The following is a 15,478-nucleotide window of genomic DNA, read 5'->3' on the forward strand; positions in this document are numbered from 1 at the left end:
AGGTAGTATTGGGCGAATCCAATATTGCCGGCCGGAGCGTTTACTCGACTCCGTTATCTCGACTCAGGCGCTGTCGCGTGCCACCAGCGTGAAGCCGACATCGACGATCCTGGTCTTCGGGGTGCGGCCCTGGGCGCGCGCCACCAGCATCTCGGCCGCGATGCGGCCGATCTCGCCGCCTTCGACGCGCATGCTGGTCAGCGGCGGATCGGCATCCTTGCCGAAGCTCTGGTCGCCATAGCCGATGACGGCCAGCTGCTGCGGCACCGCGATCCCCTGGGTGCGGGCCTCGATCAGCGCGCCGAGCGCCAGGTTGTCGGAGCCGCAGAAGACGCTGTCGATGCCGGGATGCGCTTCCAGCAGGTGGCGCAGCGCCGTGCGGCCGTCGCCCATCGGCGTGGGGGCCGCGGCCTGCATCATCGGCAGCGGCGTCTTCTTGCCGGTCAGGCGCAGGAAGGTATCGCTGAAGGCCTGGGCGCGCAGCTTCGCGCGGCGGTCGTCGGGCGAGATGATCCCCGGTCGGCGGCAGCCGCGCTTGTACAGGTACTCGGCCGCCGCCGCACCGATAGCGGGATGCGAGAAGCCGACCAGCATGTCGATCGGCTTGTCGGTCAGATCCCAGGTCTCGACCACAGGAATGCGCGCGGCGCGCAGCTTGCGACGCACATCGGGTGAATGGACGATGCCGGTGAGGATAATGCCATCGGGGCGGCGGCCGATGATGGCGGCCAGCAGTTCGTCCTCGCGTGCATCGTCATAGCCGGCCTGGCCGATCAGCAGCTGGTAGCCATGGGTCTGCAGATGCTCGGCGATGCTCTGCATGGTCGCGGTGAACATGGCGCCAGCGATGCTGGGCACCAGCGCCACGATCAGCCGCGAGCGGTTGGACGACAGCGAGCCGGCCAGCAGGTTGGGGGTATAACCGATGCGGCGCACCGCGGCGCGCACCTTGTCCAACGTCTCGGGCGAGACCTGGTCGGGCGTGTTGAGCGCGCGGGAGACCGTGATCTTGGTGACGCCAATCTCGGCCGCGATATCGGCCAGCGTGGGCGTCTTCGCAGGTGCGGAACGCGGCCCCACTTTCGGGCGCGATAACTTTTGGGCGGACTTCTGCGACGGCTTCTTCACAAAACGAGTATAGCCAGCGCGGTGTTTTGGCGGTAGTCTCGCCGTTCATGTTACCGGTAACATTCCGGGCCAGCACCCGGGACCAGCATCCCTGAAGCGAGTCACGCCCCATGAACCAGATTGACCTGCATGCCAAGCGCCTGATCGGCCCCGTCATCCGCCTGCATCCCGACGACAACACGGTCGTTGCCCGCGTCGATGTGGTGCCCGGCATTCCGGTGGAGGGCGACAACCGCCATCCTGGCTTCCTGATCCGCGACAAGACGTTGGCCGGTTACAAGATCGCCGCCCGCGACATCAAGAAGGGTGAGCCGATCCTGAAATACGCCGTCACGGTCGGTTTTGCTGCCGAAGACATCCGCGTCGGCAGCATGCTGCACGGCCATAACACCGAGTTCCGCGAGTTCGACCGCGACTATGCCCATGCCCAGGGCTACAAGCCGGTGGAGATGATCCCCGAGGCCGAACGCGCGACCTTTCAGGGCATCGTGCGCCCCGATGGCCGCGTCGGAACCCGCAATTTCATCGGCATCGTCTCTACCGTGAACTGCTCGGCCACCGTTGTGCATGCGGTTGCGCGGCATTTCACCGAGGAACGCCTGGCCGATTTCCCCAATGTGGACGGCGTGGTGGCCTTCAGCCATGCGCTGGGCTGCGGCATGGAGATGACCGGCGAAGCGATGGCGCTGCTACGCCGCACATTGGGCGGCTATATCCGCCATGCCAATCTCGCCGCCGTCGTGGTGATCGGGTTGGGCTGCGAACGCAACCAGCTGGGCGGCATGATGGAGGAGCAGGGGCTGGAGCGCAGCGCCAACCTCGTCACCTTCGTGATGCAGGATACCGGCGGCACCCGCAAGACCATCGAGGCCGGCGTCGAGGCGGTAAAGAAAATCCTGCCCGCCGCAAATGACGTCAGGCGCACCACCGTGTCGGCCAGCCATATCACGGTCGGCCTGCAGTGCGGCGGATCGGACGGCTTTTCGTCGATCACCGCCAATCCGGCGCTGGGCGCGGCAATGGACATTCTCGTGCGTCATGGCGGCACCGCGATCCTGTCGGAAACGCCGGAGCTCTATGGCGTCGAACACACGCTGACGCGTCGTGCGGTCACCCAGGAAGTGGGCGAGAAGCTGGTGGAGCGCATCCGCTGGTGGAAGGACGTCTATGCGGTGGGCCGCGACGTGCAGATCAACGGCGTGGTCAGCCCGGGCAATCAGGCTGGTGGTCTGGCCAACATCTTCGAGAAGTCGCTCGGCTCCTCCATGAAGGGCGGCACCGGGCCGCTCATGGAAGTCTACAAATACGCCGAGCCGGTGAAGACCAAGGGCCTGGTGATCATGGACACGCCCGGTTACGACCCGTGCTCGGCCACCGGCCAGATCGCCGGCGGCGCTAACATCATCGCCTTCACGACGGGCCGCGGTTCGGCCTTTGGCGCCAAGCCGGTGCCGTCGCTGAAGCTCGCCACCAATTCGCCGATGTACCGTCGCCTTGAAGAGGACATGGATATCAACTGCGGCCAGATTCTCGATGGCACCCGCTCGATGCAGGAAATGGGGCAAGAGATTTTCGAGCATATCCTGCGCACCGCGTCGGGCGAGAAGAGCAAGAGCGAACTGCTCGGCGTCGGCGACCACGAATTCGTGCCCTGGCAGATCGGGATCGTGGGGTAGCGAAGACCAGCCACTGAAAAACTAAAAACCGGAGGAAACGACAATGAAAAAAGTCATGCAGGGACCTGACAGGCGTCAGGTCCTCACGGGAACGCTTGCGTCCGCGGCAGTGCTGGCGACGGGCGGTCTGGCCCAATCTGCCTTCGCGCAGGCGGCCTATCCCAATCGCCCGATCCGTTTCATCTGTCCCTGGCCGGCCGGCGGCACGGCGGATGCCACCATGCGCGCGCTCTGCCGCGTGGCGGCTGCTGAACTGGGCCAACCGATCACGGTGGAGAATCGTGCCGGCGCGGCAGGCATGATCGGCGCGGCCGCCATCGCCACGTCGCAGCCCGACGGTTACACCATCGGGCAGATTCCCCTGAGCGTGACGCGCTTCTCGCAGTTGGGCAGCTTCCAGCATGACCCGCGCAGCGACTTCACCTTCATTGCGCGCACGGCCGGCCAGACATTTGGCATCGCCGTGCGGTCGGATTCCCGCTTCAAGACCATCCAAGATGTGGTGGCGGCAGCCAAGGCCAAGCCCGACACCGTGACCTATGCGACTTCGGGCGTGGCGGGGCAGACCCATATCGGCATGGAGGAATTTTCCCATGCCGCCAAGATCAAGATGAGCCATGTGCCTTTCAAGGGCGGCGCCGATGCATTGCAGGGCGTGCTGGGCGGCCATGTGGGAATCCTGGTGGATTCCAGCAGCTGGGCGCCGCTGGTGCGCGACGGCCGCTTCCGCCTGCTGGCGACCTGGAGCGAGCAGCGCCTGGCCGGCTTCCCCGATGTGCCTACCCTGAAGGAGAGCGGCTACAATGTGGTGATGCAGGCACCCAACGGTGTTGGTGCGCCCAAGGGCCTCGATCCGGCGATCACCGCCAGGCTGCGGCAGGTGTTCCGCAACGCGGCGCTGAGTGCAGACCACACGGAAACCTGCAACCGCCTCGACATGGTGGTGATGTATCTGGATGGCGAGGATTACCGCAAGTTCGTCGCGCAGAATTACGAAGAAGAGAAAGCCATCATCGAGCGGCTGAATCTGAAGGAGCTGCTCAGCAAGAGCTGAGCAACCCAGGCTGAACAGGGACTGGCCGGATTCCGGTCAGTCCTTGTAGGTCGGCTGCTCGCGGTCGAGTTCGCGCTTGATGCTTTCCAGATGCAGGCGGGCGGATTCATCATCGCCATCGTGCATCTGCTGGTAGGTCATGGCGGCGATCTTCGGATCAACCGGGATCAGCTTGCGCCCGGTGCTCTGCGCGATCACCTGCACCTCGCAGGCGCGTTCCAGGTAATAGAGGTCGTCCCAGGTCTCGGCGATGGTCTTGCCCAGTACCATCACGCCATGATGCTTCATGAAAACGATATCGGCCTCGCCGACGGCAGAGGCGATGCGGTCGCCCTCGGAACTGTCGAGCGCCAGGCCGTTGTAATCCTCATCGACTTTGGTGCGGCCGTAGAATTTCAGAGACGACTGCCCGGCGAAGACCAGCGGCGGTCCTTCGATCATGCACAGCGCGGTGGCATAGGGCATATGGGTGTGGAAGGCAACGCGGGCGCGCGGCACGTTCATGTGCATGCGGCCATGGATGTAGAAGGCGGTCGCTTCCGGCACGCCGGTCCCATGCACGACATTGCCATGGAAGTCGCAGATCACCAGATCGGACGCCGAGATTTCGCTGAAGGCCTTGCCATAAGGATTGACCAGGAAGAGGTCGTCATGGCCGGGCAGCACGGCAGAGAAATGGTTGCAGATGCCCTCATGCAGGCCGAGCTTCGCCGCCATACGGAAGCAGGCGGCCAGATCGATGCGCGCCTGCCGGATGTCGGGCGTATCCAGATCGGGGCGATTATGGCCGGTGAGAGCCTTGCTGTTGGTGGAGAGGGCGTGGGCCATGGGAGCGGTCCATATTCTGAACTGATCGCTGCCAGTTTCTCATGTTTGTCGTCTTCACGAAAGCTGGAACCCTGAGCCGCGTCTCTCCTGATGGCCAAGTAAAATGCATGGCGACAATTTGCCGGTTGCCCGCTTGCATGCCCTGCGGCAGACTGCCGCCGTTCGCGCGACTGGCGATATCAAGGTGGATCACCACCGGGGAGCGCGAACGAATACACGCCGTTCGCCTGGGCACTCACGCAAGCCTTGATCAAGGAGGCCCTGATGTCCGCTGCCGCACCGACACTCCAGGTCGGGTTTATTCTTTTTCCCAATCTCACCCAGCTTGATCTCACCGGGCCGTGGGAGGTCTTCGCCAAGTTGCCTGGTGCGCAATGCCATCTGCTGGCGCATGACCTGCAGCCGGTGCGCAGTTCCAGTGCCGGCCTGACCATCCTGCCGACCACGACCTACGCCGACTGTCCGCAATTGGACGTGGTTTGCGTGCCGGGCGGTGGTGGTCATCTGCAGGCGATGGAAGATGCGGTGCTGCTCGATTTCCTGAAAAAGCAGGCGCCAGGGTGCCGGTTTGTCACGGCGGTCTGCACCGGCGTGTTGGTGCTGGCTGCGACCGGGCTGCTGCGGGGCTATCGTGCCACCACGCACTGGATGTCGCTGGATCGTCTGGCGGCCTTTGGCGTCACGCCGGTGTCGCAGCGCGTGGTGACGGATCGAAATCGCGTCACCGGCGGCGGCGTCACGGCCGGAATCGACTTTGCGCTGGCGATGGTGACGACGCTGGCGGGCGAAGCCGTCGCGCGCGAAATCCAGTTGCAGATCGAATATGATCCGCAACCGCCCTATGGCGGCAATCCGCAGAGTGCCGGTGCAGAGACGGTGTCCCGTCTGCGCGGGCGCCTGGGCGACTATGCCGGGGCAATGGTGGAAACGGACAAGCGCGTACTGGCGCGCTTGCCGGTATAACGGCGTAACGGCAAGGTCAGTCCTTGCCGGTCGCTTCCTCTTCGTGCTTCGCGATGTCCTTGTCAGTGAACAGGTACTCGCGCAGCTCCTTGTCGAAATCCTTGCTGTTGCGGCGGATCCATTCGATCACCATCGCCGCATGCTCCATTTCCTCGCGCATGTTGTGCAGGAGGATTTCCTTGAGCGCGGTGTCGTCGCAGTCGTCGGCGCGCTGGCGATACCAGTCGACGGCCTCCATCTCCTCCATCAGCGAGGTGATGGCGTAATGCAGATGCAGCGCCTCCTTGCTGAGGCGTTCGCGGGGGACGTGAAGGTCTTCGCTGGACATGGGGGCTCCTAAGGGGACGTGTGTCTGGGGTCCCAATAGAAATGGCCGAAATCCGGTGAAGTTCCTTCTGAGAATAATGTTCAGAAGGCCAGGAGTCAGAAAGCCCGTGTCTCGCCGATCTTCATCACGCCGGCGTCTTCGGGCGCATAACCGAGATCGCCGGCGGCCTTGCGCAGGCGGTCGGCGGCTTCGAATTGCGGCTCCTCGCTGAGCCGCACCGTACCCCAGTGCATGCCGATCATGCGCTTCGCCTTCACGTCGCGGGTGAGCTGGGCCGCCTGTTCCGGCGTGGTGTGGCTGCCGCGCATGATCGCGGCAGGCTCATAGGCGCCGATGCCGACCAGGCCGAGATCGAAGGGGCCATAGGTCTCGCCGATCTCGCGGAACACTGGACCGATGGTGGTGTCGCCGGAGAAATACAGGCGCTTGTCGCCGGCGCGATAGACAAAGCCGGCCCAGAGTGTGCGATTACCGTCGAACAGGCCACGCCGCGAGAAATGGATCGCCGGCGTCACCGTGACGGTCACGCCCTTGCGCACGACGCTCTGATGCCAGTCCAGCTCGGTGACGTCGGTATAGCCCAGATCGGTGAAGTAATGGCCCAGCCCCAGCGGTACCACGACGCTGATGCGCGGCTTGTTCGGCATCGCGTCCAATGCTGCGAGATCAAGGTGATCGTAGTGATTATGGCTGACGGTGAGGATGTCGATGGGTGGGAGCGTTTGCGGGTCCAGCGCCGGCGGCACATACCGTTTGGGGCCAAAGCGGTTGAACGGCCCGGCATGGTCGGAGAGATAGGGATCGGTCAGCAGCGTGGCGCCGCCGATGCGAACCAGGAAGGCTGCATGGCCGAGCCAGGTGAGGCTGTCGGCATTGTGGTGGCGCGCCAGACCGGCCTGTACCTCGGCGGCCGGCAGCACATGGCCTTCGGGGACGATGTCAGTCTCGAAGCTGGCCATGAACATGCGCCACCAGAAGGGCGCGAGGGTGCCAAAGCCCGGCGGCTCGACGGGGATCGAACCTTCAGGATTGCGGAAGCGGCCATCGGTGAGATGGTGATAGGGCTTGTCGGGCATCTGCACCTCTGTGCGCGGTGCGCAATTGCCGAGAGCGAGGGCGGTCAGGAAGAGGCAAAGCGTGCGGCGCATGTGCAGCAGCTTACAGGGTGCAGCAGGTGGTTGCGGTGATGCCCGTCACTCAGGCCCGGCCGCGCTGGGCCGCCGCCGTGCCGCGACAGGCAAGGCTGTAGCGGGCAATCCGGTATTTGCGGTCCATGCCGGGATAGCGGTCACGCAGGGTATCGGCATCGGCGCGTGCGCCGGCGGCGGCGCGCAGGTCACCGGCCTGGCGCAGGGTCGCGGCGTATTCCAGCAGGGCCTCGGCCAGGCTGGCGGGATCGTCGGCTTCCAGTCCAAGCTGCCGCACCATCGGGATGGCCTGCGCATAATAGGGCTGGGCCTCGGCATACTGGCGGCGGTCGTAGAACAGGCGCGCCAATTCGAACAGTCGGCGCGTGACCTGCGCGCTGGCCGGGCCGGAGGTTTTCTCTTCGAGCGCCAGCGAGGTCAGCAGCAGTTCGCGTGCCTCGTCGAATTTGCAGCTATGGCCCTTCATGCGGCCGAGATTGTAGAGATTGAGCGACAGCATCGACGCGGGCACATTTTCGGTGCCGGCCCAGACCAGTGCGCGCTCATACTGCTGCTCGGCCGTCTGATAGTCACGGCCAAGCTCCGCTCGCATACCGGCATCGTGGTAGCGCGCCATATTCGTGGTTTCGAAATCCTTGGCGCAGCCGCCTGCCAGCATGGCCAGCGCCAGGACGAGCATTCTTGCCCGCATCACTCTTCCCCCGTCACCCCGGAACAGTCTCTTTTGGCGGCGACAGGCGAAGTTTAGACGGGGCGAGGGGAAAGCGGAACGTTAAAAAACGAAAAGCCCCGCCGGCAGGAACCGGCGGGGCTCGTTGGACGCCCGGCTGCTGAAAGCCGCTTGCCCAGGGAAGTCCAATCTTGGGAGGTCGTTAGACCGAGTAGTACATCGAGAACTCGATCGGATGCGGAGTGTGCTCGAAGGCATGCACCTCTTCGAACTTCAGATCGATGTAGCTGTCGATGAAGTCATCCGAGAAGACGCCGCCGGCCTTCAGGAAGGCGCGGTCCTTGTCGAGGGCTTCCAGCGCTTCACGCAGGCTGCCGCAAACCTGCGGAACCTTGCTCAGCTCTTCAGCCGGCAGGTCATACAGGTTCTTGTCCATGGCCGGGCCGGGATGGATCTTGTTCTTGATGCCATCGAGACCGGCCATCAGCATGGCCGAGTAAGCCAGGTAGGGGTTCGCGCCCGGATCGGGGAAGCGGACCTCAACGCGCTTGGCCTTCTCGCCGGCGCCGAACGGGATACGGCAGGAGGCCGAACGGTTGCGCGCCGAGTAGGCGAGCAGCACCGGGGCTTCGAAGCCGGGGATCAGGCGCTTGTAGCTGTTGGTCAGCGGGTTGGTGAAGGCGTTCAGCGCCTTGGCGTGCTTGATGATGCCGCCGATGTAGAACAGCGCCATCTCGCTGAGGCCGGCATACTTGTTGCCGGCGAACAGCGGCTTGCCGCCCTTCCAGATCGACTGGTGCACGTGCATGCCCGAGCCGTTGTCGCCCTTGATCGGCTTCGGCATGAAGGTCGCGGACTTGCCCCAGGCATGCGCCACGTTGTGCACGCAGTACTTGTAGATCTGCATGCTGTCAGCGGACTTCAGCAGGGTGGCGAACTTGATGCCCAGTTCATGCTGGCTGTTCGCCACTTCATGATGGTGCTTCTCGACGGTCACGCCCATGCCGGCGATGGTGGTCAGCATTTCAGAGCGCAGATCACCGCCCTGATCGATCGGGGCAACCGGGAAGTAGCCGCCCTTGATCGGGGCGCGATGACCCATGTTGCCGCCTTCGTAGATCTTGCCCGAGTTGTAGTCGCCTTCGATGTCGTCGAGATACACGAAGGTCTCGTTCATCGAGGTCTTGAAGCGCACGTCGTCGAAGACGAAGAACTCGGCTTCCGGACCGAAATAGGCCACGTCGCCGGTCTTGCTGGTCTTGATGTAGGCTTCGGCCGCCTTGGCGATCGAGCGCGGGCAGCGGTTGTACGGGGTGCCCTCATGCGGCTCGAGCACGTCGCAGAACAGCACGGCGGTCGTCTGGGCCGAGAAGGGATCGTAGGTGAGGCTGTCGAAGTCGGGCTTCAGCAGCATGTCGGACTCGTTGATCGCCTTCCAGCCGGCGATCGACGAACCGTCGAACATGATGCCTTCCTTCAGGGTCGCTTCGTCGATCATGGTGATGTCGAAGGCGACATGCTGCCACTTGCCGCGCGGATCGGTGAACCGGAAGTCGACGTACTTGACGTCCTTGTCCTTAAACTGCTTCACAATGGATTTTGCATCAGCCATGGCTGTTTTTTCCTGCTAGTTCTTCCCTGGTTTAAACGACTCACGAGACCTGCCCGCGAAGGACGGTGCCCGATGAGATTGGGTGGTAGAGGCGGAGAGTTCCTGCTCCGCCGTCAGACCGCTTCCGCGCCCTTTTCACCGGTGCGGATACGAATGACCTCTTCGACAGTGGAAATGAAAATCTTGCCGTCGCCGATGCGGCCGGTGCGGGCCGCCTGGGTGATCGCCTCGACGGCCTTCTCGACCATGCTCTCGTCGAGCACGACCTCGATCTTCACCTTGGGCAGGAAATCGACGACGTATTCGGCGCCGCGATACAGCTCGGTGTGACCCTTCTGGCGGCCAAAGCCCTTGGCTTCGGTCACGGTCAGGCCCTGGAGGCCGATCTCGTGAAGGGCTTCCTTCACTTCGTCGAGCTTGAACGGCTTGATGATGGCTTCGATTTTTTTCATGGGTGCGACAACACTTTGGCCGGAATGAAATGACGGCGGGAATAATGCACGCTTTGTGCCAGCATTAACCCGGGCTTAACTCGCGGGATTCCCGCTCAAGGCGGGGGTGTGGGTAACTTCGGAAGGGGTGTTTGCATCAAAAATACCCTGTTTGCCTAAAATACAGGCGAAATTTCGCCTAATGTTTGTGCTTCTGCTGGCTGAGGAAGTCTGCCATCCGGCCAAGGGCCTCGGTGATGGCCTGATCCGAGGCAGCGAACGACAGCCGGATATAGCCTTCGCCATGGCTGCCGAAGCTGGTGCCGGCGATGGTGGCCACCCCGGCCTGCTCCAGCAGACCATCCTGCATCTGGCGACTGTTCAGGCCCGTCTCGGTGATGTTGGGGAAGGCGTAGAAGGCGCCCTCGGGCTTGATGCAGCTGATGCCAGGAATCTTGTTCAGGCCGGCGACGCAGAGATCGCGGCGTCGGCGGAAGGCCTGGCGCATCTCTTCCACCATGTCCTGCGGACCCTGCAGGGCGGCGATACCGGCGAACTGGGTCGGCGCGTTGACGCAGGAATGGGTATTGATGGCGAGCTTGGTCGCCAGTTCGGCCAGGCGCGACGGCCACAGGCCCCAGCCCAAACGCCAGCCGGTCATGGCATAGGTCTTCGACCAGCCTTCCAGGATGATCAGGCGATCCTGCAACTGATCGAGATAGGGGATGAAGCTGGCATAGGCGCCGTCGCCGTCCAGCACCAGGCGCGAGTAGATCTCGTCGGCCATGATGGTGACATGCGGGAAGCGCTGCAGGCCTTCGACCAGCTTCTTCACTTCACCCGCAGGCGCGACGCCGCCGGTGGGATTGGCCGGTGAATTGACAATGAGAAGCCGCGTGTTCGGCGTGATGCGGGCGAGCAGGTCTTCGGCGCGGAAGGCGAAGCCGTCCTTTTCCAGCAGCGGATAGCCGGCGAGTTTTGCGCCGGTGTAGTTGACGAGGCTTTCGTAGATCGGGAAACCGGGGTCGGGATACATGATCTCGGCGCCGGGCTCGCCGAACATCTCGATGGCGGTGGCCATGGTGACTTTGCCGCCGGGCACGATGACGATGCGGTCGGGCGAGACGCTGACCTTGTAGCGTTGCGCGATTTCGGCGCAGACCGCTTCGCGCAGCGGCAGAATGCCGTTGGCCGGCGTATAGCCGTGATGGCCGTCGCGCAGCGCCTTGATGGCGGCCTCGACGACATGCGGCGGGGTGGGGAAATCAGGCTGGCCGATGCCGAGATTGATGACGCTCTTGCCCTGGGCTTCGAGAGCCTTCGCACGAGCCAGAACCTCGAAGGCGCTTTCCGAGCCCAGACGCGACATCCGCGCGGCAATCTGCATTGTTTTTCCTCCCGGTATAGTCCGTCTGCTTATGCCGGGATTCCGGGGAGGGGGCAAGGCAAGGGGGCGAAAATTGACGGTGAAATGGACCTTTGAAATGATCCATTGCGCAACACGGTAGTTGTCCCGGGCCGATACAAGTTCCCTGTGTGGTCTGCCGCTTGCGCGGGCCCCGAGGGGTGCCTAGTGTCCTTGGCCTTACCCAGAGGAAACACGAAAAATGCTGCTCGACGTCCGCACCTATACCTGCCGCCCGAACACCATCAAGCTGCAGCTTGAGCTGTATGAAAAGTATGGCTTCACTACGCAGAAGAAGCACCTGGGCGAACCGTTGGCCTTCCTGGTCACCGAGACCGGTGCAATCAACACTTATACCCATATCTGGGTCTATGAGAGCGCTGCCGATCGCGAGACGAAGCGCGCCGGCATGCAGGCCGATCCGGACTGGCAGGCCTTCATCAAGAAGAGCGGCGAGGCGGGTTACCTGATCAATCAGCAGAACCAACTGATGACTCCGGCCAGCTTCTTCCAGATCAAGCGCTAACCATCACGAAAGAGTACAGAGTCATGAAACGCAGTGGCGGTCATATCCTCGTCGAGCAGCTTCGCATCCAGGGCGTCGATACCATCTTCGGCGTGCCGGGTGAGAGCTTCCTCAACGTGCTGGATGGTCTGCATGACCACACCAACCACATGCGTTTTGTGATCTGCCGCCAGGAAGGTGGCGCGGCGATGATGGCCGATGCCTATGGCAAGACCACGGGCAAGCCGGGCATCTGCATGGTGACGCGCGGTCCGGGCGCCACCAACGCCTCGGCCGGCGTCCATGTCGCCTACCAGGATTCCACGCCGATGATCCTGCTGATCGGCCAGGTCGGCCGCGACATGATCGAGCGCGAGGCTTTCCAGGAAATCGACTATCGCCGCATGTTCGGCCAGATGGCCAAATGGGTGGCGCAGATCGACGACGCCACGCGCATTCCGGAATTCATCAGCCGCGCCTTCAGCGTGGCGATGTCGGGCCGGCGCGGTCCGGTCGTGCTGGCACTGCCTGAAGACATGCTGACGGATGTGGTGGAAGCCATCGACGGCAAGCCGGTGCAGCCGGCCGAGACGCATCCCTCGGATGCGCAGATGGCCAGGCTGAAGGACATGCTGAAGGCGGCGAAGAAGCCCTTCATGATCGTCGGCGGCTCGGGCTGGAGCGAAGGCGTGCGCGAACAGGTGCAGGCCTGGGCCAGCGCGTCGGGCATTCCGGTCGGCGCATCCTTCCGCCGCCAGGATTATCTGGATAACGACTGGCCGAATTACGTGGGCGATGTCGGCATCGGCATCAATCCGAAGCTGCAGGCGCGTATCAACGAGGCCGACCTGCTGCTGGTGATGGGCGCCAAGCTGGGCGAGATGACCACCGGCGGCTACACCATGATCAACATTCCGCTGCCCAACCAGACGCTGGTGCATGTGCATGCCGGTCCGGAAGAACTGAACCGCGTCTACACGGCCGACCTCGCCATCAATGCGACGGCTGCCGGCTTTGCCGCAGGACTGCAGAAGATTGGCCCAGTCGATGGCCGCGCCTGGGCCGACAGCACCAGGACGCTGCGCGCCGATTACGAGGCCTGGCAGACCGTGCCGCCGTCACCCGGCGATGTGCAGATGTCGGAGATCGTGAAGTGGCTGACCAAGACGCAGGGCCCGGACATGGTGCTGTGCAACGGCGCCGGCAACTACGCCACCTGGCTGCATCGCTTCCATCGCTATCGCCGCCACAACAACCAGCTCGCGCCGACGTCCGGCTCGATGGGCTATGGCGTGCCGGCGGCGGTGGCGGCCAAGATCGCCAATCCGGATCGCACGGTGGTTGCCTTTGCCGGCGACGGCTGCTTCCTGATGACGGGGCAGGAATTCGCCACCGCGCTTCAGTATGACGCCGCCATCATCGTCGTTGTGGTGAACAACGGCATGTATGGCACCATCCGGATGCATCAGGAGCGCGAGTATCCAGCGCGCGTCAGTGGCACCGAATTGAAGAATCCGGACTTCGCCGCTTATGCGCGCGCGTTTGGCGGCCATGGTGAGACGGTAGTGAAGACGGAAGAATTTGCGCCGGCCTTCGAACGTGCCAAGGCCTCGGGCAAGCCGTCGATCATCGAGATCAAGCTGGACCCGGAAGCGTTGACCCCGCGCATGACGCTGACCCAGATCCGCGAAGCGGCCGTGAAGGCCAAGGCGCATCACAGCGATCGGTGATCTTTCGCCATAGGACAAAGGCCGGGCTGCAAAACAGTCCGGCCTTTTTTATCTGCGGCGATTACTTTTTTAAATTCACCAGTACCACGCCGCCCAGTGCCAGCGCGCCACCGATCAGGCCCAACGTGGTCGGCACTTCGTTCAGCCAGACCCAGCCCATCAGGGTCGCGGTCGGCGGTACGCAATACATGAAGTTGCTGGCGCGTGCGGCCGGCAGGCGCGACAGCGCAATGGCCCAGCTGCCATAGGCGATGAAGCTGGGCACGATGCCGAGATACAGCACCGACAGCAGCAGGCCCGTCGATGCGGCCTGCGCTTCGGTGAAGGCGCCGGGCATCCAGGGTGCGAGGAACAGCGCGCCGATCACCATGTTCCAGGCCGAGACGGTCAACGGCTTGTGCCGGGTGAAGAGCGGTTTCTGGATGATGGTGTTGACGGTTGTGCAGAGCGCCGCGCCCAGGATGAACAGTGCGCCGGTGTCAAGCTGCAGGTTGTCGATGTCGCCCAGCGCAATGAGACCGATGCCGGTGAAAGACAGCGTGGTGCCGAGCCAAGCCCAGCGCCCGAAGCGTTCGCCCAGCAGCGCCATGGCCAGTGCGGCCGTGAGGATCGGGTTGACGTTGATGATGAAGCTGGCCGCGCCGGCCGTGATGGTCTGTTCGCCGATATTGAGCAACGCCGTATAGAGCGCCACGAACAGCAGGCCGCCGGAGATGAAGCGCCAGGCCTCGGCCAGCTTGGGCAGTGCCGGGCGGGTCAGCGCCAGGAAGATGGCAGCCGGGATCGCGGCGATGGCGAAGCGGGCAGCACCGAGCTCCAGCGGGCCGAAACCGGCCAGGCCGGCGCGGATGGCCGGGAAGGCCGAGGACCAGGCCACCACGGTAATGGCCACGGCCGCGACGGTGACCGGGTCGATCCGGCTGCGCAGGGTGGAAACGGGGACTGGAGCGGCGTCGCAGGTGGCGGTCATGACGGGTATCCGGGGTGAGCGTTGTGCTGTCCCTGAGATGCGCCTGCAGGAGCTGATTGACAATCGAGTAGATCAGGGGTCTGCTGTGCATATGGATCACAGCTTGCCAGCCCAGCTTCCGCCGCTCGATACGCTGCGCGCTTTTGAGGCCTCCGCCCGGCTGGGCAGTTTTTCGGCGGCCGGCGAGACCCTGAACCTGACCCATGGCGCGATCAGCCGGCAGGTGGCCAAGCTGGAGCGCTGGCTGAATGTGAAACTGTTCGACCGGCAGGCGCGCGGCGTGGGGCTGACGCCGGATGGGCAGCGGCTGTACCAGCGTACGCGCGAGGCCTTTTCGCTGATCGCCGACTATTCCGACCGCTGGACCGATCCGCGCGGCTCCCTCGTCGTGCGGCTCAATTCCATTCCGTCCGTCACCGGCCGCTGGCTGATGCCGCGCCTGGCCGCGCTGGAAGCGGGACCGCCGGCCCTGCGCGTGCAGCTGCTGGTCGATCACCGCCATGTCGATCTGGTGGATGAGGGCATCGATCTCGCCATCCGCTGCGGGCGCGGCACCATTCCCGGTCGCATCTCGATGCAGCTTTTCGAGGAACACTGCTTTCCCGTGGCCTCGCCCGCGCTGGCGAAGCAGATCGGCAAGGGCAAGCCGGAGCGCCTGCTGAAATTTCCGCTGCTGCATGATTCCAGCGCTACCGGCTGGCGCGCCTGGCTGGCGCAGCAGGGACTGGACTATCGCCCGCGTCCGCAGGACCGGCGCTTTGAAGACTACAATCTCGTGCTGGATGCCGCCGCCTGCGGCTTAGGCGTCGCGCTGGCGCGACCGCCGCTGGCGCAGGTGGATATCGACCAGGGGCGCATCATGGCGGTCGATCATCTGACCGCACTCAATTCGGTGTCCTACTGGATGGACCGTCCGCCCGGCATTCCGCGTCCTGCCGCGATCCAGCTTGCAACGCGCATTGCGGCCGAGGCTGGCGTGAAGCCCTCGATGCTGGCAGCATTTCTGGGCGAGGTTTGACGACGCCTGTTG

General features: G+C 63.7%; 15 protein-coding genes and 1 riboswitch. Of the genes, 6 read left to right on the forward strand and 9 right to left on the reverse strand.

The genetic code is table 11. From position 1 onward, the window contains the following. Positions 1 to 63 precede the first annotated feature (63 nt). A complete protein-coding gene (locus tag AC1RRE_RS10860) occupies positions 64 to 1,080 on the reverse strand; it encodes a LacI family DNA-binding transcriptional regulator (protein ID WP_492981150.1) in 1,017 nt (338 codons plus the stop codon). Positions 1,081 to 1,238: 158 nt separating this feature from the next. Here AC1RRE_RS10860 and AC1RRE_RS10865 point away from each other — a divergent pair, with 158 nt between their 5' ends. Both AC1RRE_RS10865 and AC1RRE_RS10870 read left to right on the forward strand, forming a co-directional pair. After that, complete coding sequence (locus tag AC1RRE_RS10865) at positions 1,239 to 2,804, forward strand: UxaA family hydrolase (RefSeq protein WP_492981151.1); 1,566 nt, start codon at positions 1,239 to 1,241, stop codon at positions 2,802 to 2,804. 43 nt (positions 2,805 to 2,847) lie between these two features. Then, positions 2,848 to 3,858 carry a Bug family tripartite tricarboxylate transporter substrate binding protein gene (locus tag AC1RRE_RS10870; protein ID WP_492981152.1) on the forward strand — a complete coding sequence of 337 codons (1,011 nt, stop codon included), beginning with the start codon at positions 2,848 to 2,850 and terminating at the stop codon, positions 3,856 to 3,858. A gap of 36 nt (positions 3,859 to 3,894) precedes the next feature. Here the strand turns inward: AC1RRE_RS10870 and AC1RRE_RS10875 are convergent, their stop codons facing one another. Beyond that, complete coding sequence (locus AC1RRE_RS10875; protein ID WP_492981153.1) at positions 3,895 to 4,686, reverse strand: aldolase; 792 nt, start codon at positions 4,684 to 4,686, stop codon at positions 3,895 to 3,897. 156 nt (positions 4,687 to 4,842) lie between these two features. Beyond that, a riboswitch (ZMP/ZTP riboswitch) is annotated at positions 4,843 to 4,926 on the forward strand. A gap of 24 nt (positions 4,927 to 4,950) precedes the next feature. Between AC1RRE_RS10875 and AC1RRE_RS10880 the strand changes: the two genes are divergently transcribed. Beyond that, complete coding sequence (locus AC1RRE_RS10880) at positions 4,951 to 5,649, forward strand: DJ-1/PfpI family protein (protein ID WP_492981154.1); 699 nt, start codon at positions 4,951 to 4,953, stop codon at positions 5,647 to 5,649. A 16-nt stretch (positions 5,650 to 5,665) separates the two neighbouring features. On the opposite strand, the gene AC1RRE_RS10885 is transcribed toward AC1RRE_RS10880, so the two are convergent. The 6 genes from AC1RRE_RS10885 to AC1RRE_RS10910 all read right to left on the reverse strand — a co-directional run bounded on the left by AC1RRE_RS10885 (position 5,666) and on the right by AC1RRE_RS10910 (position 11,225). After that, a complete protein-coding gene (locus AC1RRE_RS10885; protein WP_492981155.1) occupies positions 5,666 to 5,977 on the reverse strand; it encodes a ferritin family protein in 312 nt (103 codons plus the stop codon). Positions 5,978 to 6,072: 95 nt separating this feature from the next. Continuing rightward, positions 6,073 to 7,125 (reverse strand): MBL fold metallo-hydrolase, encoded by a 1,053-nt coding sequence (locus tag AC1RRE_RS10890; RefSeq protein WP_492981156.1) that lies wholly within the window; start codon positions 7,123 to 7,125, stop codon positions 6,073 to 6,075. A gap of 49 nt (positions 7,126 to 7,174) precedes the next feature. After that, the gene (locus AC1RRE_RS10895) at positions 7,175 to 7,804 is read right to left on the reverse strand and encodes a tetratricopeptide repeat protein (protein ID WP_492981157.1); all 630 of its coding nucleotides are present in this window, start codon (positions 7,802 to 7,804) and stop codon (positions 7,175 to 7,177) included. Positions 7,805 to 7,997: 193 nt separating this feature from the next. After that, complete coding sequence (glnA, locus tag AC1RRE_RS10900; protein ID WP_492981158.1) at positions 7,998 to 9,407, reverse strand: type I glutamate--ammonia ligase; 1,410 nt, start codon at positions 9,405 to 9,407, stop codon at positions 7,998 to 8,000. A 113-nt stretch (positions 9,408 to 9,520) separates the two neighbouring features. Continuing rightward, positions 9,521 to 9,859, reverse strand: a complete 339-nt coding sequence (locus AC1RRE_RS10905) for a P-II family nitrogen regulator (RefSeq protein ID WP_492970590.1) — start codon at positions 9,857 to 9,859, stop codon at positions 9,521 to 9,523. Between the two features lie 178 nt (positions 9,860 to 10,037). Continuing rightward, positions 10,038 to 11,225, reverse strand: a complete 1,188-nt coding sequence (locus tag AC1RRE_RS10910; protein WP_492981159.1) for a pyridoxal phosphate-dependent aminotransferase — start codon at positions 11,223 to 11,225, stop codon at positions 10,038 to 10,040. Between the two features lie 220 nt (positions 11,226 to 11,445). Between AC1RRE_RS10910 and AC1RRE_RS10915 the strand changes: the two genes are divergently transcribed. Further along, the gene (locus tag AC1RRE_RS10915; protein WP_492981160.1) at positions 11,446 to 11,769 is read left to right on the forward strand and encodes an NIPSNAP family protein; all 324 of its coding nucleotides are present in this window, start codon (positions 11,446 to 11,448) and stop codon (positions 11,767 to 11,769) included. A gap of 23 nt (positions 11,770 to 11,792) precedes the next feature. Continuing rightward, positions 11,793 to 13,478 (forward strand): thiamine pyrophosphate-binding protein, encoded by a 1,686-nt coding sequence (locus AC1RRE_RS10920; RefSeq protein ID WP_492981161.1) that lies wholly within the window; start codon positions 11,793 to 11,795, stop codon positions 13,476 to 13,478. 61 nt (positions 13,479 to 13,539) lie between these two features. Here the strand turns inward: AC1RRE_RS10920 and AC1RRE_RS10925 are convergent, their stop codons facing one another. Then, a complete protein-coding gene (locus AC1RRE_RS10925) occupies positions 13,540 to 14,448 on the reverse strand; it encodes a DMT family transporter (protein ID WP_492981162.1) in 909 nt (302 codons plus the stop codon). Positions 14,449 to 14,551: 103 nt separating this feature from the next. Between AC1RRE_RS10925 and AC1RRE_RS10930 the strand changes: the two genes are divergently transcribed. Then, a complete protein-coding gene (locus AC1RRE_RS10930; RefSeq protein WP_492981163.1) occupies positions 14,552 to 15,466 on the forward strand; it encodes a LysR substrate-binding domain-containing protein in 915 nt (304 codons plus the stop codon). The last annotated feature ends 12 nt before the right edge of the window (positions 15,467 to 15,478 follow it).

This window comes from Ferrovibrio sp. GW821-FHT12D07, assembly GCF_058807275.1.